This window comes from Corallococcus llansteffanensis, assembly GCF_003612055.1.
In the GTDB taxonomy this organism is placed as follows: Bacteria; Myxococcota; Myxococcia; order Myxococcales; family Myxococcaceae; genus Corallococcus; species Corallococcus llansteffanensis.
The window spans coordinates 1-23,148 of sequence record NZ_RAWB01000082.1 but is presented as its reverse complement, the minus strand read 5'-3'; the positions used below and the strand labels follow the sequence as shown (position 1 = coordinate 23,148).

24 protein-coding genes are annotated in these 23,148 nt (G+C 69.9%); 17 read left to right on the top strand and 7 right to left on the bottom strand.

Features of this window, described 5'->3' with window-relative positions; all coding sequences use genetic code 11:
- The 7 genes from D7V93_RS10470 to D7V93_RS10440 form a co-directional block, all read left to right on the top strand.
- Positions 1-2,655, top strand: a 2,655-nt coding sequence (locus D7V93_RS10470; protein ID WP_147451119.1) for a M16 family metallopeptidase, incomplete at its 5' end; no start/stop codon positions are given.
- A gap of 28 nt (positions 2,656-2,683) precedes the next feature.
- Positions 2,684-3,157 (top strand): macro domain-containing protein, encoded by a 474-nt coding sequence (locus D7V93_RS10465; RefSeq protein WP_120643254.1) that lies wholly within the window; start codon positions 2,684-2,686, stop codon positions 3,155-3,157.
- A gap of 74 nt (positions 3,158-3,231) precedes the next feature.
- On the top strand, positions 3,232-3,909 hold the full coding sequence (locus D7V93_RS10460) for a glutathione S-transferase family protein (RefSeq protein ID WP_120643253.1): 678 nt from the start codon (positions 3,232-3,234) through the stop codon (positions 3,907-3,909).
- A 149-nt stretch (positions 3,910-4,058) separates the two neighbouring features.
- The gene (locus D7V93_RS10455) at positions 4,059-4,634 is read left to right on the top strand and encodes a hypothetical protein (RefSeq protein WP_120643252.1); all 576 of its coding nucleotides are present in this window, start codon (positions 4,059-4,061) and stop codon (positions 4,632-4,634) included.
- Between the two features lie 440 nt (positions 4,635-5,074).
- On the top strand, positions 5,075-6,922 hold the full coding sequence (mnmG, locus tag D7V93_RS10450) for a tRNA uridine-5-carboxymethylaminomethyl(34) synthesis enzyme MnmG (RefSeq protein WP_120643251.1): 1,848 nt from the start codon (positions 5,075-5,077) through the stop codon (positions 6,920-6,922).
- A gap of 76 nt (positions 6,923-6,998) precedes the next feature.
- Positions 6,999-7,652, top strand: coding sequence for a 16S rRNA (guanine(527)-N(7))-methyltransferase RsmG (gene rsmG, locus D7V93_RS10445; RefSeq protein ID WP_120643250.1), 654 nt, complete (start codon positions 6,999-7,001; stop codon positions 7,650-7,652).
- A 318-nt stretch (positions 7,653-7,970) separates the two neighbouring features.
- Positions 7,971-8,870 (top strand): MmyB family transcriptional regulator, encoded by a 900-nt coding sequence (locus D7V93_RS10440; RefSeq protein WP_167509452.1) that lies wholly within the window; start codon positions 7,971-7,973, stop codon positions 8,868-8,870.
- Here D7V93_RS10440 and D7V93_RS10435 read toward each other — a convergent pair.
- On the bottom strand, positions 8,860-9,813 hold the full coding sequence (locus D7V93_RS10435; protein ID WP_120643248.1) for an oxidoreductase: 954 nt from the start codon (positions 9,811-9,813) through the stop codon (positions 8,860-8,862). The two genes, D7V93_RS10440 and D7V93_RS10435, sit on opposite strands and share 11 nt — an antisense overlap.
- A gap of 107 nt (positions 9,814-9,920) precedes the next feature.
- The gene (locus tag D7V93_RS10430; RefSeq protein WP_120643247.1) at positions 9,921-10,862 is read right to left on the bottom strand and encodes a hypothetical protein; all 942 of its coding nucleotides are present in this window, start codon (positions 10,860-10,862) and stop codon (positions 9,921-9,923) included.
- A 2,092-nt stretch (positions 10,863-12,954) separates the two neighbouring features.
- Here D7V93_RS10430 and D7V93_RS10425 point away from each other — a divergent pair.
- The 6 genes from D7V93_RS10425 (at position 12,955) to D7V93_RS10400 (ending at position 16,749) form a co-directional block, all read left to right on the top strand.
- The gene (locus D7V93_RS10425) at positions 12,955-13,746 is read left to right on the top strand and encodes a ParA family protein (protein WP_120643259.1); all 792 of its coding nucleotides are present in this window, start codon (positions 12,955-12,957) and stop codon (positions 13,744-13,746) included.
- 109 nt (positions 13,747-13,855) lie between these two features.
- On the top strand, positions 13,856-14,743 hold the full coding sequence (locus D7V93_RS10420) for a ParB/RepB/Spo0J family partition protein (RefSeq protein WP_120643258.1): 888 nt from the start codon (positions 13,856-13,858) through the stop codon (positions 14,741-14,743).
- A gap of 3 nt (positions 14,744-14,746) precedes the next feature.
- The gene (gene bacM, locus D7V93_RS10415; RefSeq protein ID WP_120643246.1) at positions 14,747-15,190 is read left to right on the top strand and encodes a bactofilin BacM; all 444 of its coding nucleotides are present in this window, start codon (positions 14,747-14,749) and stop codon (positions 15,188-15,190) included.
- Complete coding sequence (locus D7V93_RS10410; RefSeq protein WP_167509451.1) at positions 15,191-15,730, top strand: hypothetical protein; 540 nt, start codon at positions 15,191-15,193, stop codon at positions 15,728-15,730.
- A 119-nt stretch (positions 15,731-15,849) separates the two neighbouring features.
- On the top strand, positions 15,850-16,296 hold the full coding sequence (locus D7V93_RS10405; RefSeq protein ID WP_120643256.1) for a CoA-binding protein: 447 nt from the start codon (positions 15,850-15,852) through the stop codon (positions 16,294-16,296).
- Between the two features lie 264 nt (positions 16,297-16,560).
- The gene (locus D7V93_RS10400) at positions 16,561-16,749 is read left to right on the top strand and encodes a hypothetical protein (protein ID WP_120643245.1); all 189 of its coding nucleotides are present in this window, start codon (positions 16,561-16,563) and stop codon (positions 16,747-16,749) included.
- A 71-nt stretch (positions 16,750-16,820) separates the two neighbouring features.
- Here D7V93_RS10400 and egtD read toward each other — a convergent pair whose 3' ends face one another.
- Entirely contained in the window at positions 16,821-17,846 is a 1,026-nt protein-coding gene (gene egtD, locus D7V93_RS10395) for an L-histidine N(alpha)-methyltransferase (protein ID WP_120643244.1), read from the bottom strand.
- A 7-nt stretch (positions 17,847-17,853) separates the two neighbouring features.
- Positions 17,854-19,170 carry an ergothioneine biosynthesis protein EgtB gene (egtB, locus tag D7V93_RS10390; RefSeq protein WP_244237221.1) on the bottom strand — a complete coding sequence of 439 codons (1,317 nt, stop codon included), beginning with the start codon at positions 19,168-19,170 and terminating at the stop codon, positions 17,854-17,856.
- 317 nt (positions 19,171-19,487) lie between these two features.
- Here egtB and D7V93_RS10385 point away from each other — a divergent pair, with 317 nt between their 5' ends.
- Positions 19,488-19,877 (top strand): response regulator, encoded by a 390-nt coding sequence (locus tag D7V93_RS10385; RefSeq protein ID WP_244237220.1) that lies wholly within the window; start codon positions 19,488-19,490, stop codon positions 19,875-19,877.
- Between the two features lie 17 nt (positions 19,878-19,894).
- Here D7V93_RS10385 and D7V93_RS10380 read toward each other — a convergent pair whose 3' ends face one another.
- Positions 19,895-20,161 (bottom strand): hypothetical protein, encoded by a 267-nt coding sequence (locus D7V93_RS10380; RefSeq protein WP_120643242.1) that lies wholly within the window; start codon positions 20,159-20,161, stop codon positions 19,895-19,897.
- Positions 20,162-20,468: 307 nt separating this feature from the next.
- Here D7V93_RS10380 and D7V93_RS10375 point away from each other — a divergent pair, with 307 nt between their 5' ends.
- From D7V93_RS10375 to D7V93_RS10365, 3 genes are all read left to right on the top strand, one after another.
- Positions 20,469-20,978, top strand: a complete 510-nt coding sequence (locus D7V93_RS10375) for a hypothetical protein (RefSeq protein WP_120643241.1) — start codon at positions 20,469-20,471, stop codon at positions 20,976-20,978.
- 160 nt (positions 20,979-21,138) lie between these two features.
- Complete coding sequence (locus D7V93_RS10370) at positions 21,139-21,519, top strand: helix-turn-helix domain-containing protein (RefSeq protein WP_120627824.1); 381 nt, start codon at positions 21,139-21,141, stop codon at positions 21,517-21,519.
- A gap of 28 nt (positions 21,520-21,547) precedes the next feature.
- Positions 21,548-22,033: a cupin domain-containing protein gene (locus D7V93_RS10365; protein WP_120643240.1), complete on the top strand. Its 486-nt coding sequence runs from the start codon at positions 21,548-21,550 to the stop codon at positions 22,031-22,033.
- Between the two features lie 8 nt (positions 22,034-22,041).
- Here the strand turns inward: D7V93_RS10365 and D7V93_RS10360 are convergent, their stop codons facing one another.
- Positions 22,042-22,764, bottom strand: a complete 723-nt coding sequence (locus tag D7V93_RS10360; RefSeq protein ID WP_120643239.1) for an immunity 52 family protein — start codon at positions 22,762-22,764, stop codon at positions 22,042-22,044.
- Between the two features lie 14 nt (positions 22,765-22,778).
- A partial coding sequence (locus D7V93_RS10355; protein ID WP_244237219.1) for a Tox-REase-5 domain-containing protein occupies positions 22,779-23,148 on the bottom strand: 370 nt, incomplete at its 5' end.

Below are 23,148 nucleotides of genomic sequence, written 5' to 3'. Positions count from 1 at the left end.
GAATACCGCCTGCCCAATGGCCTGCGCGTGCTGCTCTTCCCGGACCCCACCAAGCCCACCGTGACGGTCAACATCACCTACCTCGTGGGCAGCAAGCACGAGGGCTACGGCGAGTCGGGCATGGCGCACCTGCTCGAACACCTGATGTTCAAGGGCACGCCCACCACCCCCAACGTGCCCCAGGCCCTCACCGAGCGCGGCGCGCGGCCCAACGGCACCACCTGGCTGGACCGCACCAACTACTACGAGACCCTGCCCGCTTCGGACGACAACCTCCAATGGGCGCTCGCCTTCGAGGCGGACCGCATGGGCAACAGCTTCATCGCGCAGAAGGACCTCGACAGCGAGATGACCGTCGTGCGCAACGAGTTCGAGTCCGGCGAGAACGACCCGCGCGGCATCCTCTTCAAGCGCACCATGAGCGCCGCCTACCTCTGGCACAACTACGGCAAGGCCACCATTGGCGCCAAGGCGGACCTGGAGCACGTCCCCATCGACCGGCTCCAGGCCTTCTACCGGCGCTACTACCGGCCCGACAACGCGGTGCTCGTCGTCGCCGGCAGCTTCCAGCCGGAGAAGGCCCTGGCGCTCGTGCAGTCCACCTTCGGCAAGCTGCCGCGCCCCGCCGAACCCGTGCCCCTCACGTACACCCAGGAGCCCACCCAGGATGGTGAGCGCGAGGTGACGCTGCGCCGCGTGGGCGACAACCAGCTCCTCACCAGCCTCTACCACGTGCCCGAGGGCGCCCACCCCGACTTCGCCGCCATCGACGTGCTCACCGAGGTGCTGGGCGACGTGCCCTCCGGCCGGCTCTACAAGGCGCTCGTGGAGACGAAGAAGGCCGCGCGCGCCGGGGCCTTCAACTTCCAGCTGCGCGACCCGGGCGTGGTCGGCTTCAGCACCGAGGCCCGGCAGGACCAGCCCCTGGGCCCCGCGCGCGAGGCGCTGCTCAAGACCGTGGAAGAGGCCGCGCGCACGCCCTTCACCGCGGAAGAGGTGAACCGCGCGAAGACGAGCCTGGAGAAGCAGACGGAGCTGCTGCTCAACAACTCCGAGCGCGCCGCCATCCTCCTGTCCGAGTGGACCGCCGTGGGCGACTGGCGCCTGCTCTTCCTGCACCGCGACCGCATCGAGGCCGTCACCCCCGCGGAGGTCACCCGCGTGGCCGCCGCGTACCTCAAGGGCTCCAACCGCACGCTGGGCGCGTTCCTCCCCACGCCGAAGCCGGACCGCTCGGAGCTGCCGCCCCCGGTGGACCTCGCGAAGGCGCTGGAGGGCTACCAGGGCAAGGCGCTCGTCGCGCAGGGTGAGGCCTTCGACCCCTCCCCTTCCAACATCGAATCCCGCGTGCAGCGCGGTGAGCTGCCTGGCGGAATCAAGTACGCGGTGCTGCCCAAGAAGACGCGCGGCGAGATGGTCAACCTCTCCCTCACCCTGCGCTGGGGCACCGAGGAGACCGTGCGCGGCAGGCTCCCTGCCGCCACCTACGCCGGCCGCATGCTGATGCGCGGCACGACGAAGCACACCCGCCAGCAACTGGCGGACGCGCTGGACACGCTCAAGGCCCGCGTGGGCGTGGATGGCAGCGCACTGGGCGCGAGCGTCTCCATCGAGTGCCCGCGTGCGAACCTCCCGGCCGTCCTCAAGCTGGTGGCGGAGGTGCTTCGCGAGCCCTCCTTCGACGCCAAGGAGTTCGCGGTGCTCAAGCAGGAGCGGCTGGCCGCGCTGGAGTCGCAGCGCAGCGAACCGCAGACCCAGGGCAGCATCGCGTTCTGGCGCGTGCTGTCCGCGCACTACCCCAAGGGCCACCCGTTCTACGTGCCCACGCTGGAGGAGCGCCTGTCCGACGTGAAGGACGTCACGCTGGAGCAGGCGCGCGACTTCTACCGCCAGTTCTACGGCGCCTCGAACGGCGAGCTCGCGGTGGTGGGCGACTTCGACGCGAAGGAGGTGGTCGCGCTCGCGGGCACGCTGTTCAACGGCTGGAAGAGCCCGGCGCCCTATGCGCGCGTGCAGAAGGTGTTCCAGCCCGTGGGGCCCAAGGCGCTCGCGCTGGAGACGCCGGACAAGGCCAATGCCTATTTCCTCGCGGGACAGACCTTGAAGCTGCGCTCGGATGACGCGGACTGGCCGGGCGTGATGATGGGCAACTTCGTGCTGGGCGGCGGCTTCCTCAACTCGCGGCTGGCCACGCGCGTGCGCCAGAAGGATGGCCTGTCCTATGGCGTGGGCAGCAGCGTGGACGCGGGGGAACTGGACGCGGTGGGCTCGTTCGTCACCTATGCCATCCACGCGCCGCAGAACGCCCAGAAGCTGGAGGTCGCGATGCGCGAGGAGATTTCCCGCGCGGTCCAGAAGGGCTTCACCCAGGAGGAGCTGGACAAGGCGCGCGCGGGACTCCTGGAGTACCGCCAGTCGGCTCGGGCGCAGGACGGGAACCTGGCGCAGCAACTGGCCAACTACCTCTTCTTCGGACGCACGCTGAAGTTCGACGCCGAACTGGAGGCGAAGCTCCAGAAGCTGACGCCGGAGGACGTGCGCAAGTCATTGGCCAACCACGTGGACTGGGGCAAGGCCACCGTCGTGCGCGCGGGGGACTTCGCCGGAGCGGCGAAGCAGGCCCAGCCGCCCGTCAGCGCGCCCACGTCACCTTGAGCGCCGTGTCTGTGTAAGGCTTCCAATCATGACCGTGGCCATCGTGGAAGGCGACCTGCTGGACCAGCCGGTGGACGCCATCGTCAACGCGTGGAACCGCAACATCATCCCCTGGTGGCTGTTGTTGCCCCAGGGGGTGTCGGGCGCCATCAAGCGGCGGGGCGGCACGGGGCCGTTCCGCGAATTGGCGCGCGTGGGGCCCATGCCCCTGGGCTCGGCGGTGGTGACGGGGCCCGGACGTCTGCCTTTCAAGGGCATCATCCACGTCGCCGGCATCGACATGCTGTGGCGGGCGTCCGCTCGCTCCATCCAGGATTCGGTGCACCACGCGCTGAAGCGGGCCGGGGAGCATGGCTTCCAGTCGCTGGCGTTTCCCATCATCGGCGCGGGCTCCGGGAGCTTCGACGAGGCCCGTGCGCTGGAGCTGATGTGCGAGGCATTGGGGGACGCCCCCGCGTTCCAGGTGCGCGTCGTGCGCTTCCGGCCTCCGAAGCGGACGTGAACTTCTGGCGAGCGCCCCTCCCCTGCCCCGGTTAGACGTGGGCACTTCCTTTTTGGAAGCGGGAGGGTACGCGGATGATCGACCTGTACACGTGGGGTACGCCGAATGGTTTCAAGGTGTCGGTGGCGCTGGAGGAGCTGGCGCTGCCGTACACGGTGCACGCCCTGGACATCTCCACGGGCGTGCAGAAGGAGCCCGCGTTCCTCGCCATCAACCCCAACGGCCGCATCCCGGCCATCGTGGACCGCGCGGAGGGGGACTTCGCCGTCTTCGAATCGGGCGCCATCCTCATCTACCTCGCGGAGAAGACGGGCCGGCTGATGCCCACCGACGCGAAGGGCCGCTCCGTCGTCCTCCAGTGGCTGATGTTCCAGATGGCTGGCGTGGGTCCCATGCAGGGCCAGGCCAATGTCTTCTTCCGCTACTTCCCGGAGAAGCTCCAGCCCGCCATCGACCGGTACCAGAACGAGACGCGCCGCCTGTACACGGTGCTGGAGCGCCGGCTGAAGGACCACGAGTACCTGGCCGGGGACTACAGCATCGCGGACATCGCGAACTGGGCCTGGGTGCGCTCGCACGACTGGGCCGGCGTGTCCGTGGAGGGTCTGCCAGGCGTGCAGCGGTGGCTGGCCGCCATCGAGAACCGGCCCGCCGCCCAGCGCGGCCTGGACGTGCCCACGCCTCGCAAGCCGGAGGATGCGGCGACCGCGGCGAAGCGCATCGAAGGCGCGCGCTCGCTCATCCAGCGCTGAGCACTCCCCTGCCCCGCTGACTCCGGACTCCGCTCCGGACAATCGCCCCGGGTGTGCGCATGATGCGGTCCGGGCCCGCGCAAGACCTCCTTGGCGGCTCGCCCGTTCAAGCCTCCGGGCGCGGTGCCGCGTTCCGTGGGAGCGAGGGAGTGGACGACATGGAAGCGGTGCGGAGCCTGGGCCGGTGGGCGGGGCTGTTCGTGGTGCTGGGACTGTCGGCGGCGTGCACGCCGGGCCGGGGCGATGCGGTGCGGGGCTCGTCGAGCGCGTCGCGGGACAACGTGGCGCCGGACGGCTGTGCGCCGGCCACGTGCTCGCAGGCGATGGTCTCCTGTGGCCGGACGCCGGATGGCTGTGGCGGCTTCATCGACTGTGGGGACTGCGAGGCCGGCACCTGTTCAGAGGGCCGGTGCGTGGCGCCGTCACCCCCCGCGGGGCCGAAGAAGGAGTCCGGCAGCCCCACCAGCGCGTGCAAGCCCGGGTGCAAACCCAATGAGTCCTGCGTGGACGACCGCTGCATCTGCCAGCGCTCGACGTGCTCCTCGCTGGGGCTGAGGTGCGGGACGGCGCAGGACGGCTGCGGCGGCGTGGTGCAGTGCGGCCCGTGCGTGCCGGCGTGCAAGCCGGACGAGATGGAGTGCTGCGGCGCGTGCATCCCCCGCTCCGAGGGCCGCTGCCCGGAGAACGTGCACTGCCCCACCGCGAAGCCGCCCGCCACGCGCTGACCGGGAGCCGGGCCCCAGGCTCGGAGCCCCCCAGGCTCGGGGCCCGGAAGCCCGGATGTCAGACCCCTTCGCTATACCCTTCCCTGTCGCGCACACGGGAAGGTGGCCGGCCTCGCAGGTCCGAGTCCGACACCCCATGCGCCCTCACCGCACGGGCAGGCCCGTCTCCCCGTGTGCGCGACGCCATGAGAAGGCACGAGACCGGGGGACTCGTGCACGCAGCAGGTCCCATGGATGCCTTTTTTGTGCGCGAGGTGGGCAGCGTTGTCGTTACCCCTCCCACTGCCCGCCTCGCGCTCGCTTCCATCTTGGGGAGCATGTCTGTCTTTTTCCGGCACTGAAGCCGCTCCCGGGCAGGGGAGGGGAGCGCCGGGCGGACGACCTCCGCGCCACCCCGGCTTGCCCCGGACGCGCCTGGGCGTGATACCCCACGCGAGCCGATGGAACTCCGATACGACATCGTCGTGGTGGGCCTGGGCCATGCCGGGTGCGAGGCGGCGCTCGCCTGCGCGCGGCTGGGCCTGTCCACGCTGGGCGTGACCCTCAAGCGCGAACGCGCCGCCGTGATGAGCTGCAACCCCGCCGTGGGGGGCACCGCGAAGGGCCACCTGGTGCGGGAGTTGGATGCGCTCGGCGGACAGATGGGCCGCGTGGCGGACCTCACGGGCACGCACTTCAAGACGCTCAATCCCTCCAAGGGCCCGGCCGTGCAGGCCACCCGCGTCCTCTGCGACCGCGACGCCTATGCCGCCGGCATGCAGGCGGTGCTCTTCCATGAACCGAACCTCACCGTGCTCGAAGGGGAAGTGGCCTCCGTCGTCGCGGAAGAGGGGAGGGTGAGGGGCGTGGTGCTGGGAGATGGCACGCAGGTCGTCGCCCGCGCGGTGCTCCTCACCACCGGCACCTTCCTGCGCGCCCTCATGCACGTGGGCGAGCAGAAGGAGGTCGGCGGCCGGCTGGGCGACGACGCCGCGCGCGGCCTGTCCGACTCGCTGCACGCGTTGGGCTTCACCCTGGGCCGCTTCAAGACGGGCACGCCCGCGCGCCTGTCCCGCGACAGCATCGACTGGGACGCCGTGACGCCGCAGCCCGGGGACGCTGGCGTGCGGCCGCTCTCCTGGCGCACGCAGGTGGAGATTTCGCGGGGCCTGCCGTTCCCGCGCCAGCCCGCCGTCATGTGCGGCCTCACCGCGACGACGCAGGCGACGCACCAGCTGCTGCGCGACAACCTGCACCGCTCGCCGCTGTTCCAGGGGGACATCGTGGGGCGGGGGCCTCGCTACTGCCCGTCGCTGGAGGACAAGGTGGTGCGCTTCGCCGCGCGCGAACGGCACCAGGTGTTCCTCGAACCGGAGGGCCCCACGTCGCCGCTGGTGTACCCGGCGGGCCTGTCCACGAGCATGCCCGCGGACGTGCAGCTGGACTTCCTGCGCACCATCCCGGGCCTGTCCCGCGTGGAGGTGGTCCGCTACGGCTACGCGGTGGAGTACGACTACGCGCCGCCCACGCAGCTGCACGCCACGCTGGAGACGAAGGCCGTCGCGGGCCTGTACTTCGCGGGGCAGCTCAACGGCACCTCCGGCTACGAGGAGGCCGCGTTCCAGGGGCTGTGGGCCGGCCTCCAGGCGGCGCTGAAGGTGAAGGGCGAACCGGCGCTGCACATCGGCCGGGACGAGGCGCACGGCGCGGTGCTCGTGGACGACCTGGTGACCCGGGGCGTGGACGAGCCGTTCCGCATGTTCACCAGCCGCTCCGAGCACCGGCTCAAGCTGCGCGAAGGCAACGCGGACCTGCGCCTCGCAAGGCACGGGCACCGGGTGGGCCTGCTGCCGAAGGAGGCGCTGGAGCGGGCCGAAGCGCGGGCCCACGCGGTGGCGGGGGAGGTGGCGCGGCTCAAGCGCACCGGGCTGTCCCTGCGCCTCAAGCGTCCGGAGGTGACGTACGCGCAGCTCGCCGAGGGCCGCGAGGACTTTCCCGCCCTGACCCCCGACGTCACCGAGGAAGTGGAGGTCGAGGTGAAGTACGAGGGCTACATCGCCCAGGCCGAACGGGCGGCGTCGCGCGAGGCGGAGGCGTCCGACCGGTGGCGGATCCCGGAGGCGTTCCGGTTCACCGACGTGCGGGGGCTGAGCACGGAGGCGGTGGAGAAGCTGACGTCGCTGCGGCCCGGAACGGTGGGGCAGGCGCGCCGGATTCCGGGCCTCACGCCGGCCGCGGTGTCGCTGCTCCTGGTCGCGTTGAAGCGGGGAAACGGGGCGGCGGGTGATCAGGAACAGGGCTGTGGATAAGGTGTGGGCAATTCTGGGGATCGCTGTCCCCTGAGCAATTCCGGGGGCTTGAAGGCCCCTTCGTGGTGGAGGTGTTGTGGATAACGCGCGGTTCGCAGATCTGCTGGCCTCGGGATGCAGTGCGTTGGGCGTGACGGTGGGCGAGGACGTGGGCCCCCGGCTGCAGCGCTTGATGGCGGAGCTGCTGAAGTGGAACGCGAAGGTGAACCTCACGGCCATCACCGCGCCGGAGGAGGTGCTGGAGAAGCACTTCCTGGATTCGCTGGCGGTGCTGCCGGAGGTGACGGGCGCGACGACGCTGCTCGACCTGGGCGCGGGCGCGGGCTTCCCGGGACTGCCCTTGAAGCTGGTGTTGCCGACGCTGGGCGTGACGCTGGTGGACGCGGTGGGCAAGAAGGTCGCGTTCATCAAGGCGGCGGCGGCGAGCCTGGCCCTCACCGGCGTGCGCGGTCTGCACGCGCGCGCGGAGGGGAAGCCGGAGACGGAAGGGATTCCGCGCGCGCAGGTGCTCATCGCGCGGGCGTTCATGGACCTGCCGGACTGGCTCGCGCTGGCGCCCGCGTACGTGGAGGAGGGTGGGCGCGTGGTGGCGATGCTCGGCAAGGCGCAGACGGATGCGGAGCTGCAAGCGCGCGCGGCGGAGCGGAACCTGCGCGTCGTGTCCGCGAGGTCCTACCGGCTGCCGTTCTCCGGCGCCGAGCGGCAGGTCGCGGTGTTCGCGAAGGGGTAGGCAGTTCGCACTTCGCGCGGCGTTGATCCGCACGGCGGCCCCGGAGTGCCCTCTCCGGCGGGCTTGGCGGCAGGTTGCGGTGTCCACGAAGGGGTAGGGGAGTCGGGCTTCCACCGCGTGCACTTCGCGCGAGACGTTGATCAGTACCGCGGCCCCGGAGCTTCCTCTCCGAGGCCGTTCTCGCTTCTGCGGTCCTCGTTCTGACCTCCTGCGCTCGCGGTGGGGCGGACAAGACAGGCCGGTTTCGATTCGCGGTTCGGGGCCGTTCTCGTTTCTGCGGCCCACGCTCTGGCGGCCTGTGCTCGCGGTGAAGCGCGGATGAAACGGGCCGGTGTCGCGCGGAAGGTTCGCCTAACGTGCGGCGGCGTGACTTCGGGTACTCCACGCATGCCTCGGCGCGAGGAACTCGCGCGGTTCCTTCGCAGTCGCCGTGCACGGGTTCATCCGGAGGAGGTGGGCCTGCCGGCCGGTGCTCGGCGGCGCACGCCGGGCCTTCGTCGTGAAGAGGTGGCCCGGCTCGCGGACGTCGGCGTCAGTTGGTACACGTGGCTCGAACAGGGGCGGGGCATCCACGTGTCGGAGCCGTTGCTCGAGCGCCTCGCGCGGACGCTGCGCCTGACGCCGACGGAGCGCGCGCACCTCTTCGACCTGGCCCATGGACGACCGGCGGCGCGTCCGGAGCTTTCGACCGCCGCGGTCAGCGACACGCTCCGGCGGATCCTCGATGCGCATCCCTTTCCGGCGTTGGTTTCAAACCGGCGCTGGGACGTGCTCGCCTGGAACGACGCGGCGGCCATCCTCTTTGGAGACCTGATCCGCAGGCCCGTCGAACAGCGCAACGGCTTGTGGGCGATGTTCATGAACCCGGAGCGGCGCGCCCTCCTGCCGGGGTGGGAAGTCGATGCGCGCCGGGCCGTGGCGGGCTTCCGGCTCGATGCCGCGCGCGCCGCCGACCGGGCGGAGTTCGATGCGCTCGCGACCGCGCTCGCGGAGGTCAGCCCGGAGTTCGCGCGCATCTGGGGCGAGCATGATGTGGTCGAAATCCCCGAGGGGTCGAAGGTGATCCTCCACCCCGACGTGGGGCCCATGGAGTTCGAACACGTCACGCTCTCGCACGCGGATGCGGACGGTCACGCGCTCCGCGTCTCGCTCTATTCGCCCCGTCCCGGGCAGAGCCTGGAGCGCGCGCGGAAGCTGTTCCCTCGCGCTACCCGCTGAGCCTCGCGCCGGTCCACGCCTCGCTCATCGTCCACAGCCGTTCGGCCGCGTTCTTGTCCACCGCCCACGGCATCACGCCGCGAGGCACGGGCGAGTCCGCGCCTACGACCTCCGCGATGTCGCAGTCCTCGCAGTACACGCCGCCCCGGCCGTCGAGCTGGGGGCTCGTCGCGCACCAGATGCTGGTCGCCGCGCCCTGTTCGATCGTCTTGAGGGGCGACACCTTGTTCGAGGACTCGACGGCGGCACGGACCTCCGCTTCCGACATGGACCGCATCAACTCCGTGACGATGGCTCCGGGATGGAGCGAGAACGCGCGGATGCGGTGGGCCTCCCCGCGCGCATCGAGCCCGAGCGCGAAGAGGATGTTCGCCGTCTTCGACTGACCGTACGCGACCCACTTGTCGTAGGGGCGCCGTTCGAAGTGCGGGTCCTCGAAGTCCATCCCCGCGCGGCGGTGGCCCCGGGACGACAGCGAGACCACGCGCGCGCCGTTCGCCCGTCGCAGCGCGGGCCAGAGTCGCGCGGTGAGCTGGAAGTGGCCCAGGTGGTTGGTGGCGAGCTGGGATTCGAATCCCCGGGCATCCCGCGCGAGCGGCGTCGCCATGATGCCGGCGTTGTTGATGAGCAGGTGCAGGGGACGGCCGGAGGCCAGGAAGCGTTCGGCGAAGGCCTCAATCGTGGCCGGGGCGGCGAGGTCCAACGGGTCCACCTCCACGCGCTCCAGGCCCGCGAGCGTCGCGCGGGCCTTGTCCGGTGTGCGCGCGGGGACGATGACGGTCGCACCGGCTTCGGAGAGCACGCGCGTGGTCTCCAACCCGATGCCCGCGTAGCCACCGGTCACCACGGCGATGACGCCATCGAGCCGGCGGTCACCCATCACTTCGCGAGCCGTCGTCTGTGCGCCGTAGCCCGAACGCAGGGGTTCTTGTTTCGAGGTCATGGCCGCAACCTGACGGTGGGCGGCCTCCGCGAAAAGAGCGTCAATTCATCCTATGTCCCGTACCACCAGGATGCGGCCGACCGCCGCCGGTGCGTCGCGCGGAGGCGTCAGCGGGACGTCGTCCGCTTCGCCTTCCGGGGCCACTCGAAGTCGAAGGACCGCGCCTCGCGTTGGAGGACCGGGGGCTGCCCCTTCACGGTGAACGCTTCGGTCCGTTCGGTGCGCACGGAGAGGGGGCGCAGGGTGTCCGGTTCGGTGAGGAGCTCCACGGTGGTCACGCTGCTCGCGGACTCGAGGACCTCCGCGGCGCAGGGGTCGGACGGGTTGCGGACCAGCGCGGTGTTGCATCGCAGCTCCCGGCTTCGCGCGATGACCTGGCGGTAGGGCGCGCCATCCAGCGCTGTCTCCCATTCCAGCCGCACCACGCCGGGCGTGCCCGCGACCGCGCCCCGGTTGCGAAGCGTGAAGCGCTGTTCCAGGGGGCCGTTGGGGTGGCGGATCCGCACGGTCTGCGTGCGCTCCTGCCCGGGCGCCAGCTCCACGCCGCTCCACGTCCGCACCCACGCGTTCCACGTGTCTTCGGCCCGGTCGCGCAGCAGGGTCTGGAAGAGGGGCGTGTCCCATCGCGAGCGCAGGGACTCGCGGGCCTCTGGGGTTGGTTCAAGCACGGTGACGGCGCGCCCCAACGCCAGGTCCAGTCCGTCGAGCTCGGTGAGGGCACCGGTGCTGGAGAGCACGAGGGTGGGTTTCGTGAAGGTGGCGACGAGCGACTTCGAGTCGGGCGTGCCTTTCCGAGCGTCCGGTTCGACCTGCTGGAGGTGTTCGAAGTGGAGCTCGAATCCCGACCCTGCTTTTCGCGCGGTGAGCACGGCGTCGTACTTCAGCGTGACGGTTTCACGTTCGCTGACCACCCGCTCCGTGATGCCCACGCGCGAAGGCACGGGCCAGGCGAACTTGAACGGAGCGACCGTGGGAGGAGCACCTGCGCTCCAGGCGGGGCCGCCGCTGAACAGGGCGAGGACGACGAGCACGGAGGAGCGGATGGACATGGGCGCGTGGGGGAAGGGGAGGGCGTCAGCCTATGGGAGCGGCTCTGGCGGAGGGGCGGTGTTCCACGTGGAACACGAGGACGGAAGCCCAGGTCGCTTTCAATGCCGCCGTGCCTGCGCTCGGGCCAGTCGTTGTTCCACGTGGAACATGCGGAGGTGATGCCGGGTCCCCTTGCCGTGGAGTCGTCGCGGAAGCGCGGAAGGTGGAGCCGGGATCCCGCGTGGTGCCATGCGGAGACATCGGCGTCTTTTCGGAACGGGCGCCCGGCACCGAAGAAGACGGAGGGCCATGTTCCACGTGGAACGTCGGGATGACGGGTCCCAATTGGTGGCAGGCGAAGGCGTCCGGTGTTCCTCCGGAATTGGCGCTCCATGCTCCAAGCGGAGCTGGATCCGTGTTCCACGTGGAACAAGGGGGCCTGTGGATGCCCGGCTGGCTGGGCGGTGCATGGCTCCCGGTGCCTGGGCTTCAAGCAGCATGACGCCCGCGGTTCAGGTGACGCCGTTTTGGTGATGCATGCGCCTTGGTGCTGGCGCCAGGCGGATGGGCCAGCAGGCCGCGCGGATCCATGACCTTCGTGATGGCGCGGGAGCCACCCCTTCAGAGGCTGGATGGAAGGGAGGCTGTTCATGTGCCCATTCCACGAGGCTTCGCCGCGGCGTCATCTGGTGGTGTTCGGAAGGTGGTCAGGGAAGGCGGGATGCGATGCGTGTTCCACGTGGAACATGCGCGAAGACGGGGCTCTCCGGGTCGCTCGGACTCCTGCCTTTGAGGCTGCTTCTGAGTCCCTGTGATGCCCCTGCCAACAGGTGGATGTGAAGTCGCGAAGAAAGCCGAAGAGCATGGGCGCAGGTCGCGAAGGGACCACACCTGTCCCTCATGAATCAGGCGGTGGGCCCGCATGGGACTGGGGCGTGGATCCGCACGAGCGCAGTGATGCTTCGGCCATGGGGTGGAGGCTTGAACGAAGAACCTGGAAGGAGGCGCTGGGACGGCCGCTCTGTCACCAACCCCATCCTGGTTTTGGTCCCCTGGCTCCGTTCGACCTCTCCCGAGGCAGATCAATGAAGGGCATGTTCCACGTGGAACACCACCCCGGTTCAAGCCGCGCCTGCACCTGGACCCAGCGTTGGTGAAGCGCCCTGAACACCGCGCGGGTGGGGGTGCGGTGGAAAGCGGATGAACCGCGCTCCTCTTGAGGAGCGGAACTGCTCATGCGAGCGCATCGCACGGATCCAGCGCTCCGCTGTTCCACGTGGAACAACCGCAGCCGTGGTGCATGAGAACGCCGTCCGTTGGCGGTGACCGCATCGCGAGAAGCGGTTCGCCACCGGGCCTCGCGCGAACCACGAACGAGCGCGCCACAGGCGATGCTGGTTCTGGCGCATCCGCTGAATCGTCGCGTCTTCGGGGGCGTGCCTTCCGACCGCGCTGATGCGGACAAGGAGCGGCAGCCACCATGCTCCGCGCCGCGTTCACGCAAATGCTCCGAACGCACTGGCCTGGGATGCATCCCGTTGAGCGCTGCTCACGCGGCGCTGTAAGCACCGGGGTTGTTCCACGTGGAACGCTGAGCCCGGTTCTCGAAACCCCGAAGCCGGATGCGAAGCCACCGGAACGCAGCGGCAGCTCCGCACACGAACCCAACGCGAAACCCCGCACCACGAAATCGCGTGACGGACTGCTCCCGGTTCCAACTGGGACTCCGAACGCTGAACCTCCAGGCCCACCGACCCGAATCACCGAACCGCCCGAAGCCACCCGCGCGCACTTCCCGCCGCCGACCCCCCCGAAAAACCAACCACCTTCCGGATGGCGAAAAGCACGGGCCCGAAAAGCCACCGGGAGCGGCCGGGCAGGCACGGCCCAGACCCTCCAGCTACGCGAATTCCAGCCCACGCGCTGTCCGCTCCACCGCGCGTGACGGTCCCCGAGCAAGGGACCTGGCAGGGGCTTCAGCTCTTCTCGGACGTGAATTTGATCCGTCCGCGAACCCCGTGCTAGCTGCCTGATCAGCACCAGTTAGTGCGTCTCGAGCACTAATGAGTGCCCGGGGCTCCGGTGAACCCGGGGCGAGAGAGGATGGGCCACGTGGGTCGTATCATCTGCATCTCCAACCAGAAGGGCGGGGTGGGCAAGACCACCACCGCCATCAACCTCGCGGCGAGTCTCGCGTCCGCGGAGCGCCGCACCCTGCTGGTGGACATGGACCCCCAGGGCAACGCGGGCAGCGGCCTGGGGCTCAAGCGCGATGCCCTCCATGGCACCGTCTACGATGCCCTCCTCGGCGGCCGTCCCGCGTCGGAGCTCATCCACCCCACGGAGCTGAGATTCCTCCAGGTCATCCCCGCCACGCCCGACCTCACCGGCGCGGAGGTCGAACTGGTCAACCAGGAGCGGCGCGAGTTCCGCCTGCGCGAAGCCCTGCTGCCGCTCAAGGACAAGTACGACTACATCATCATCGACTGTCCGCCCTCGCTGGGCCTGCTCACGCTCAACGCGCTGGTGACGGCGGACTCCGTCCTCATCCCGCTCCAGTGCGAGTACTACGCGCTCGAGGGCCTGTCGCAGCTCACGCACACCATCGACCTGGTGAAGCAGGGTCTGAACCCCGCGCTCAAGATGGAGGGCATCCTGCTCACCATGTTCGACTCGCGCGCGAACATCGCCCACCAGGTCGTGGACGAGGTGCGCGGCTACTTCAAGGACCAGGTCTTCCAGGCCGTCGTGCCGCGCAACGTGCGCCTGTCCGAGTGCCCGTCCTTCGGCAAGCCCATCATCCTCTATGACATCAAGTCGAAGGGCTGTGAGAGCTACCTGGCGCTCGGCCGGGAGCTGATGCGTCGGGAGACCCCCCGGTCACCCAAGCGCCGGGTCGCCTGACCGCCCTGCTCATTTGAAGCGAATGGACTGACGCGTGCCCCGGTTCGCCGGGGGACACACGAAGGCCCGATGCGCCGGCTCCACGCCGACGCGGGAGTCCCTGACCGCCGTGCAGAAGACCGCAGACAACCAGAAGCGAGCCCTGGGACGGGGCCTCTCCGCGCTCATCCCCCAGGCGGCCCCCGCCGCTCCGGCGGCCAACGCGCCCGCGAAGGCCGGCGTGCTGAAGCTGGCCATCGAATCCATCCACCGCGACAGCCTCCAGCCCCGCCGCCACTTCGACGAGACGAAGCTCCACGAGCTCACCGAATCCATCAAGGCGCAGGGACTGCTCCAGCCCATCCTCGTGCGCAAGGACGGAGACGGCTACCGGATCATCGCCGGCGAGCGCCGTTGGCGCGCCTCCCAGGCCGCCGGCCTCAAGGACATCCCCGCCATCGTGCGGGAGGTCACCGAGGCGCAGGCCTTCGAGCTGGCCCTGGTGGAGAACCTCCAGCGCGCGGACCTCAACCCCATTGAAGAGGCGGATGGCTACAAGCGCCTCGTGGACGAGTTCAAGCTCACGCAGGAGCAGGTGGCCCAGCGCGTGGGCAAGGAGCGCTCCACCGTCGCGAACGCGCTGCGCCTCCTGGCGCTGCCTCCGGACGTGAAGGAGATGGTGGCGGACGGGTCGCTCAGCATGGGCCATGCTCGCGCGCTGTTGGGCGTGCCCCGCCTGCCGGAGCTGCAGAACCTGGCGCGCCAGGTGACGGAGAAGAAGCTGTCCGTGCGCGACACGGAGCGACTGGTGCAGCAGGGCCGGTCCGCGAAGAAGGACGCCGGGAAGCCGGCGCCCAAGGTGAGCCCGCAGGTGAAGGCACTCACCGAAGAGCTGCAACGTCGATTGGGGACAAAGGTGCGCTTGTCGGAGAAAAGCCCGGGAAAAGGCACCCTGGAAGTGGACTTCTTCTCCTACGATGACCTGGATCGGCTGTTGAAGCTTCTGAGGAAGGAGTAGGGCGTGGCGCTCCTTGGCGGGAAGAAAGACGAAGCACCCAGCAAGCCCCTGTTCAAACGGGAGGAGGATTTCGTGTCGACGCGTCCGGGTGAGGTTCACACGCTTCTGGGTAAGGGAAGCGAGTTCGAGGGGAAGCTCACCTTCGAAGGTCAGGTTCGAATTGACGGGAAGTTCAACGGGCAGATCATCACCAAGGACGTGCTCGTCATTGGGGATGGCGCCCGTGTGCAGGCGGAGATCCAGGCCGGCACCGTCATCATCAATGGCACCGTGGAAGGCAACGTGCGCGCCGCGCAGCTCATCGAGCTGAAGCAGCCGGGCCGCATGAAGGGCAACCTGGAGACGCCGTCGTTCACCATGGACCGCGGCGCCATCCTCGAGGGCTCGCTCAAGATGGAGAACCTCGGCAAGGGCAATCCGCCGCCGCCCATGGGCGAGAAGAAGTAGGTGTCCGTCTTCCCGTCCAGCGTGCGCGGGGTCGCGTTCGTGACCCTCGCGCTGCTCGCGGGGTGCCGGGGCTGCCAGGAGGAGACACCTTCCTCCGGCAGTCTGACGGAAGACGCGGGGCTGCGCTCGGGCGTGAAGGTGCCGCTGCCGCCCGGGTGGTCCGCGCAGGTCGCCACCGACGGCAGCTTCCAGGCGGGCCCTCCCGGCCGCCCGGCGCTGCGCGTGGACCTGAAGCCGGGGCAGGGCGAACAGATGCCCTCCTCGGAGAAGCTGGCGGACACCGTCCGCGAGCAGATGAAGAACTTCACCCTGTCGTTGGATCAGGAGGAGGACACCACGTCCTTCTCCCTGCTGCGCGTCACCCTCGCCCCGTCGCTGGCGGACGGAGGCGTGGGCGCGGAAGCCCCCGCGTTCTTCGGCGCGCGGCGCGTGGGCGACGACCTGTTTCTCTGCGCGAGCCTCCCCGGTGCATCCACCGAGGAGGTGCGGCTGGCCACCGAGGCCTGTCGCACCATCCAGGTCCAGGCCGCTCCCCGCTAGACACGCCCCGTGCAAGTCGGACGTCCTGCGGCGGACGCTTCCCGTCCGCTCCGTCCGGCGCCGGGTTGTGCGCGGACGGCCTCGTCCCCTTCGATATGCGCTCCCACAAGGAGCAGCCCATGGACGACTGGCGCAAGAACCTCATCGAAGGCGCGACGGCGATTGGAGCGTTGCTCGGCAACGGCAGGCGCGTCGCCGTGCTGGGCATCCGTCCGGAGTCCCACGCGGACAAGCCCGCGCACGCCATCCCGAAGTTCCTCAAGGACCACGGCTTCACCGTGCTGCCCGTCCCCACGCACGGCGAGCATGGGAGCATCCTGGGCGAGCCCGTCTTCAAGTCGGTGAAGGACGTGCCCGGGGAGCTGGACGTGGTGGACGTGTTCCTGCGCCCGGAGGACATCAACGCGCACGTGGACGACCTGCTCGCGAAGAAGCCTCGCGCGGTGTGGTTCCAGAAGGGGATCCGCAACGACGCCGCGGCGGAGCGCCTGGCACGCGCTGGCATCCAGGTGGTGCAGGACCACTGCATGATGGTGGAGTGGCGGACGCACCACCCGCACGGGTGACGAAGAGCGGGCAGGCGTGAACCTCCTGCGCGGCCCGCGTGTCCCCATTACGTGAAACGTGTGATGGTTTCGCGCGGGTATGACTGGGAGGGGATGGACATCGGGCCCGACCCGAGGTGCAATTCCGTCCACGCCCCGTCAACACGACACACCGGGACTTCCCGAAAGCCGTCCGACTTCCTAACCTTAGCTTCCCGACTTGTGTCGAGCTCCCGTCCCGGCCCGTATCAGGTCCTCACGCTGTGCCCCTCGTAAGGAGTTCGCATGACGCTCACCGAGATGCTCCCCCTCCCCCTGGCCGTCGTGGAGATCAGCTCCCTGGGTGAGCAGCTTGCAGCAGCGGGAGGCCTGGTCATCACCGCGGCGGCAGCGCTCTGGGCCGCGTGGACCCGCCCGGCCGAGCCGGCCCCGGTGCCCGTGCCGGTGCGCCGCAACCCGCCGCGCCGCCGCTAAGCCGCACGTCGTCTCCAGAGGTCTCCGGCCCGGCGTCCCCCGAAGGAGCGCGCCGGGCGGGACCCACTGCTTCAGCGCTTCATCGCCAGCGACAGCGCGAAGTCGCCGTCCGAGTCCGTCCACCAGGCGGACAGGTCCAGGCCCGCGTCGCGCAGCTCCGTTTGCACCTGCTCCCGACAGAACTTGCAGCTCACCTCCGTGCGCAGACATTCGCCCTGCGCGAAGTCCACGCGCCGCTCCAGGTCCCCCAGCCACACGGACTGGGCCTTCCGGGAGATGAGCCGCATCTCGATCCACGCGTGCGTTTCGTCGAACGGGGCCAGGTGTTCGAAGGCCTCCGGGTCGAAGTCCGCGTTCAGCTCGCGGTTGAGCACGCGCAGCACGTTGCGGTTGAAGTCCGCCGTCACGCCCGCGCTGTCGTTGTAGGCGGCGAAGAGGCGCTCGCGGTCCTTGATGAGGTCCGTGCCCAGGAGCAGCCCGTCTCCCGGCCTGAGCCCCGAGGACAGCTCGCGCAGGAACAGCGCGCGCTGCGCCGGCTTCAGGTTGCCGATGGTGCCGCCCAGGAAGGCGATGAGCCGGCGGCCCACCCGGGGGATGCGCCCCAGGTGGTGCTCGAAGTCGCCCACCACCGCGTGCACCGCGATGCGCGGGTACTCGTGCGCGAGCCCGTCCGCCGCCTTGCGCAGGAACGCCTCGCTCACGTCGAAGGGCACGAAGCGCTTGAGCTGCCCGGCCGCGTCCATGGCGTCCAGCAGCAGGCGCGTCTTCTCACTGGTGCCGCTGCCCAGCTCCACCAGCGTGTCCGCGCCGCTCAGCCGGGCGATGTCGTCCGCGTGCGCGTGCAGGATTTCGCGCTCGCGGCGCGTCGGGTAGTACTCCGGCAGCCGGGTGATGTCGTCGAAGAGCTGGCTGCCGCGCTCGTCGTAGAGCCACTTGGGGGAGAGCTCCTTGGGCGCGGGCTGGCACAGGCCCTGGAGCACCTCCTCCCGCAGCGCGCGCTGCGCGTCCCCCGGCTTCACGTAGACGTCCACCCGCACGCCGGGTGCCGCGTCGGTGCCCGGAACCTGTCCCTCGCCCTGCTCCGTCCTCATCCTCATGCGTCCCTCACCTCACGTCCCGTGCACAGCGAAAGCCGGCGAAGATCTGCCGGCGGATGGGGAAGTCCCAGTTGCGGAAGCTGTTGCGCACCGCGACCGGCGCGCTCGCCCAGGCGCCTCCCCGGAGCACCTTCGACGCGGTGCCGAAGAACACCTCCGAGTACTCGCGGTAGGGAAAGGCCCGGAACCCCGCGTACGGCTGGAAGTCGCTGGAGGTCCATTCCCACACGTCGCCCAGCAGCCCGAAGACGCCGTCCGCGCTGCGCCCCAGCGGGTGGCTGCCCACGGGGGACGGGCCCCACCGCGCCCCGCCCAGGTTCGCGTGCGCGTCCGTGGGCGCGTCGTTCCCCCAGGGGTATGCGCGCGCCACGCCGTCACTGCCCTGCGCGGCCTTCTCCCACTCGGCCTCGGTGGGCAGGCGCTTGCCGGCCCAGCGCGCGTAGGCGTCCGCCTCGTACCAGGACACGTGCTGGACGGGTTCGTCCTTGGGCAGCGGCTCCACGGTGCCGAAGCGGCGGCGCAGCCACACGTGCTGGCCCCGCGGCAGCCAGAAGAGCGGGTGGCGCAGCCCTTCCGCCTGAAGCCACTCGAAGCCCTTGGGGTCCCACCAGCGGGCGTCCTCGTAGCCACCGGACTCGACGAACACGAGGTAGTCCCCCGTGGTGACGGGGTGCGCGTCCAGGAGGAAGGGCGCCACGTCCACGGCGTGCCGGGGGCGCTCGTTGTCGTAGGCCCACGCGTCGTTGCTGCCCAGGTGCACCGGGCCGCCGGGGATGAAGACCTCGTGCTGCGGCACCGCGCCGGGCTGGGGGCGGAGCGCCTCCACCGGCAGGTACTCCACGTCCGTCATCAGTTGCAGCGTTGCGGCCAGCGTCTCCGCGTGCTGCTGCTCGTGCTGCGCCACCATGCCGAAGACGAAGCCGTCCGCGAGCAGCGGATCCGCGCTCTGGGGAGGCAGCACTTCCAGGTGCGCGCGCACGGCCTCGCGCACGCGCGTGGCGTAGGCCCAGGCGGCCTCGGGCTCCAGCAGCGGCAGCGTGGCGCGGGTGTTCCGGGGGTGGCGGAAGGCGTCGTAGATGGCGTCGAACGCGGGGTCCGTGATGGCCGGCGCCCCCAGCGCGCGCAAGAGCCACTGCTCCTCGTAGTTGGCCATGTGGGCCACGTCCCAGACGAGCGGCGACATCAGCGGCGAGTGCTGCCGCATCAGCTCCGTCTCCGGCACGGGCTCCAGCATCGCCCGCGTGCGGGCCCGCGCCGCCTCCAGCTCCCGCCAGGCGCGAGCCTTCCAGTCCGCCTCCGACCTCCAGGGTCCTGCCTGCTTCATGGCCCTCATCGACATGGTCGCCCAAGGTAGGAAGGGGCTCGGGGCCTCGCTAACCCCCCGGGCTCCCCCGGTGCAGGGGGCGCGTGAGGGACCACACGTTTGCGAGCCGTCATCCCCTCCGGGATGACCGGCAGTCCTAACCCGCGAGGGACCGACCGTCAGGGTTGCCTGCTCCCGGTCTGGTGGTTTTTGCTCAAATGAGTCGTTGACCCGCTGCGCCAGGAGTCGCGGGAAATGGGCATTTCCGGTCTGGCATGTGTCCACCAGTCGGCGGGATTTTCCGGGCTGCCATGGCCTGGATGGGGGAGGGGGTCCGTATGCTGTACCCCATGGCCAAGCCCGCACCGCGCAAGCCCGTGCTCGTGGTGGAGGACGATGAAGACGTCCGCGCCGCCGTCGCCGAAATCCTGGAGGGGGAAGGGTACGAGGTGGTCGTCGCCGCCAATGGCCGCGAGGCCCTGGACGAGCTGGTCCACGTGGCGTCGCCGTGCCTCATCCTGCTGGACCTGAGGATGCCGGTGATGGACGGCCCGGAGTTCCTGCGCCGGCTGCGCGCGGACTGGCCCCGGCTGAAGGACGTGCCCGTGTTGCTGCTCACCGCCGTCGTCACGGAGGCGCTGCCCGACACGCGGGGCATCCTGCGCAAGCCCATCATCCCCGACGAGCTGGTGACGTCGGTGCACCGGCTGACCGGCCGGAGTGCCTGAGCGCCCGCGGGAGGCCGTCAGCGCATGCGGTTCACGGCCAGCAGCGTGAGGGTGCTGGCTCGCGGATCGCGCTCGTAGAGCAGCTCCAGGTCGTGGCCCTCCACCCAGTGGCGTGCGGGCCCCACCGACGAGTCCTGGTTCCGCGACCGCTCCGCCAGCCGCAGCAGCGCCTGCTGCAGGGCCTCGAAGGCCTCGGCGGACATGCGCCCCACTTCCCGCCAGGCGGGCGGCGCGTAGTGAACGCGGTACGGAAGGGACAGGCGATTTCGGGCGGACTGGGACACGGGTTCGGGTTCCTTGGCGACAAGGGGCCTTGCGAACACCGTGCCTGCCTACGCTCCCGGGAATTCCAGGCACTTTCACGGCAAGCAGACGGGCGAGGGCTGAAGAAGTTACGGGGCTCCGGAAATCGTAGGGGAAGAAATGACTGGACGGCGCGGCATTCCTGGAGAGGGGGCCGGGACGTCCGCAAGGCAGGGCTTCGATGCGGCGGGCGTGCGGTGCGGGGTGGCTGCCCTGCTCCGCGCGGGTGCGCAGCGTTGAGCCCAGGGACCCGCGCGCGAACGGGCCCGCATGCCGGAGGAGGCATCCATGGAACGGCGCACCCCTACCCCCTGGTCGCTGACGAACGGGCTGCTCTTTGGCGTGGCCGCGGGGGTGCTGCTGGCGTTGGCGGAGATAGCGCTGGCGGTGGCGGCGGGGGACAGCCCCTTCTACCCGGTGCGGATGAGCGCGGCGGTGGTGCTGGGGCCGCCGGCCTTCACGCCCCAGGTGTCCACCGGGGTGGCGGTGGCGGTGGGGCTGGCGGTGCACCTGACCATCTCCGCGGGCTGGGGGCTCATGTACTCGCTGCTGGACGCGCTGCTGCCCACGGACGGGCGCGGCCGCTGGGAGTTCCAGGCGGCGGTGGGGATGCTCTTCGGCATCTTCGTGTGGCTGGTGGACTTCCAGTTCCTGGCGCGCGGCTACTTCCCCTGGTTCCTGGACGCGCCGCAGTTCCTCCAGATTGTGTGGCACGCGGTGTTCATGGGGCTGCCGCTGGCGCTCTTGTTCACGGCGGCGGAGCGTCGTCGCACGCCGCTGGTGGAGCCGTCGCCCTGAGGTGGGGCCGGCTTCCAAGCGCCTCGGAAAAGTGAAGGGCGCGCAGGGGCTGGTGGGGGGCTGAAAAACGCCAGGGGTATGGTGACATGACCCGACCTTCAGGGTTATGCCGTGCGCCCGCGGCCATGGGGGCGCATCCTACCGGGGACTGGCATAGGGCATGGACACTGAACTGGCGGGCATCCTCGGCGCGGCGGCGCGCTCGGTGCGGGTGCGGATGGGCCTGACCCAGGCGGACGTGGCGGACCGCATCGGCATGGCGTCGGAGGTGTATGGCCGGCTGGAGCGGGGCCACATGCTGCCCAGCGTCCAGAACCTGCGCCGGCTGTGCGTCGTCCTGAACATCCCGCCGCACGACATGCTGGGGCTCGGGGACGAATTCGCCGCGCCGCCGCCGAAGGAGAAGCCGAAGCCCCGCACCGACGAGGAGCCACCGGAGATGCGCCGGCTGATGCGCAACCTGCGGCGGCTGACGCCGGTGCAGCTCAAGCTGATGAACCTGGTGGCGTCCGCGATGCAGCAGCAGAAGAAGAAGCCCTGAGAGGGGCGGGCGTTAGACTGGGGCCACCATGGTCGACGAGCTGGTGCGCAGGCTGGACCTCAAGCCCCACCCGGAGGGCGGCTACTACCGGGAGACGTACCGGGCGGCGTTCCAGGTGCAGACGCTGCGGGGCCGCAGGTCGGCGGGGACGGCCATCTACTACCTGCTGACGCGGGGCATCTTCTCCGCGTGGCACCGGGTGGTGGGCTCGGACGAGCTGTGGCTGTTCCACGACGGGGAGCCCCTGGCGCTGCACCTGATGCACGAGGACGGCCGGCTGGAGACGGCGGTGCTGGGCCGGGACGTGACGAAGGGCGAGCAGCCGCAGGTGCTGGTGCCGGCGGGGGTGCTCCAGGCGGCGGAGCCGTTGGGGGCCTACTCGTTGGTGGGCTGCACGGTGTCGCCGGGGTTCGACTTCGCGGACTTCGAGCTGCCGGAGGCGGAGGCCCTGGTGGCCCGCCACCCCGCGCATGAAGCGCTGCTGCGCAGGTTGGCGAAGCCCGGTCCGCGCTGAGGGGGGCTTCAGGTGCCCCAGGGGCGCAGGGGGCGCAGCAGCCCCGCGTCCTGGAGGCGGGCCTGGACGTCGGCGGCCAGGGCGACGTGGGCCGGGTTGGAGACGGTGAACTTCTCCGGGGTGAGGGTGATGAGCGTGCCCCGGTCCGGCAGGTGCTCCACCTGGACGGGGGCGGGGAGCGGGGGGACCGTGCCCCGGAAGTGGGCGAAGTACATGACCCAGCCGACGAAGGTGCCCGGTTCGGGGAACTCATCGGTCACGGTGAGGTTCCGATGCTCCTGGGAGGTGGCAAGGCCGACTTCGGGCTCCCAGGCGAGCGCCATGGCGCGCACCACGCCGGTCAGGACGGGGGCGGTCAGCACGCGCTCCGCGACCCGGCCCGAAGTGAGCGAGTTGAGGATGCACATGGAGGCCCCCCTCGTGGAGGCACTCCCGCAGTGGCCATCAATACCGGAGGTCTCGTCCTCGTTCTCGCCTGCCCAGAGCCAGAAGCTCGAACTGTCACCAAAGCGATTGCTCTTCTTGCCCAGGAGTTTCGCGAGCGTGGTTGTGTCTGGCTGGACCTGACGCTGACGGGCCTTCTTGAAGCTGGCCGCCGCTTGATGCCAGCGGTTCCACGTGGGCTCCAACGGGCCGAGTTGCTGGAGGAAGTCCGCCAATCGCTGGGCGCAAGCCTCGACGGGCTCCTGCCGGGCCAGCCAGTAGCTGCCCGCGTAGTACGACTCTTTCATGGCTCCAGGACTCCTCATTGCACGGGTGGGACGTGCACGACCTCTATGGCGAACCTGCGAGCTTTGAAGGCTTCACGAAGGATGTTGGCGAATCGCTCCTCCGCGACAATCCAGCGGATGCGCATTCCATTCGCCAGGTCGGATTGCCGTTTGGCCTGTTTGAGCACACTTCCAAAGCCCCGGAAGAACTCCTTCATGTCCATGTCGTCCTTGATGAACTTCGCATAGCCCGGGCCCTTGGCTTCCAGGAGCAGGTCCTCCGTCGCATTGAAGCCGTCGAAGTCCGCGACCATGTCCCCCTCCTGCACCCGGTACGCGGACCCCTCCGGAGTTCCCGTCACCTGCGCTTGATACGCCCGGGCGCGCTCGGACATGGACTCCGTC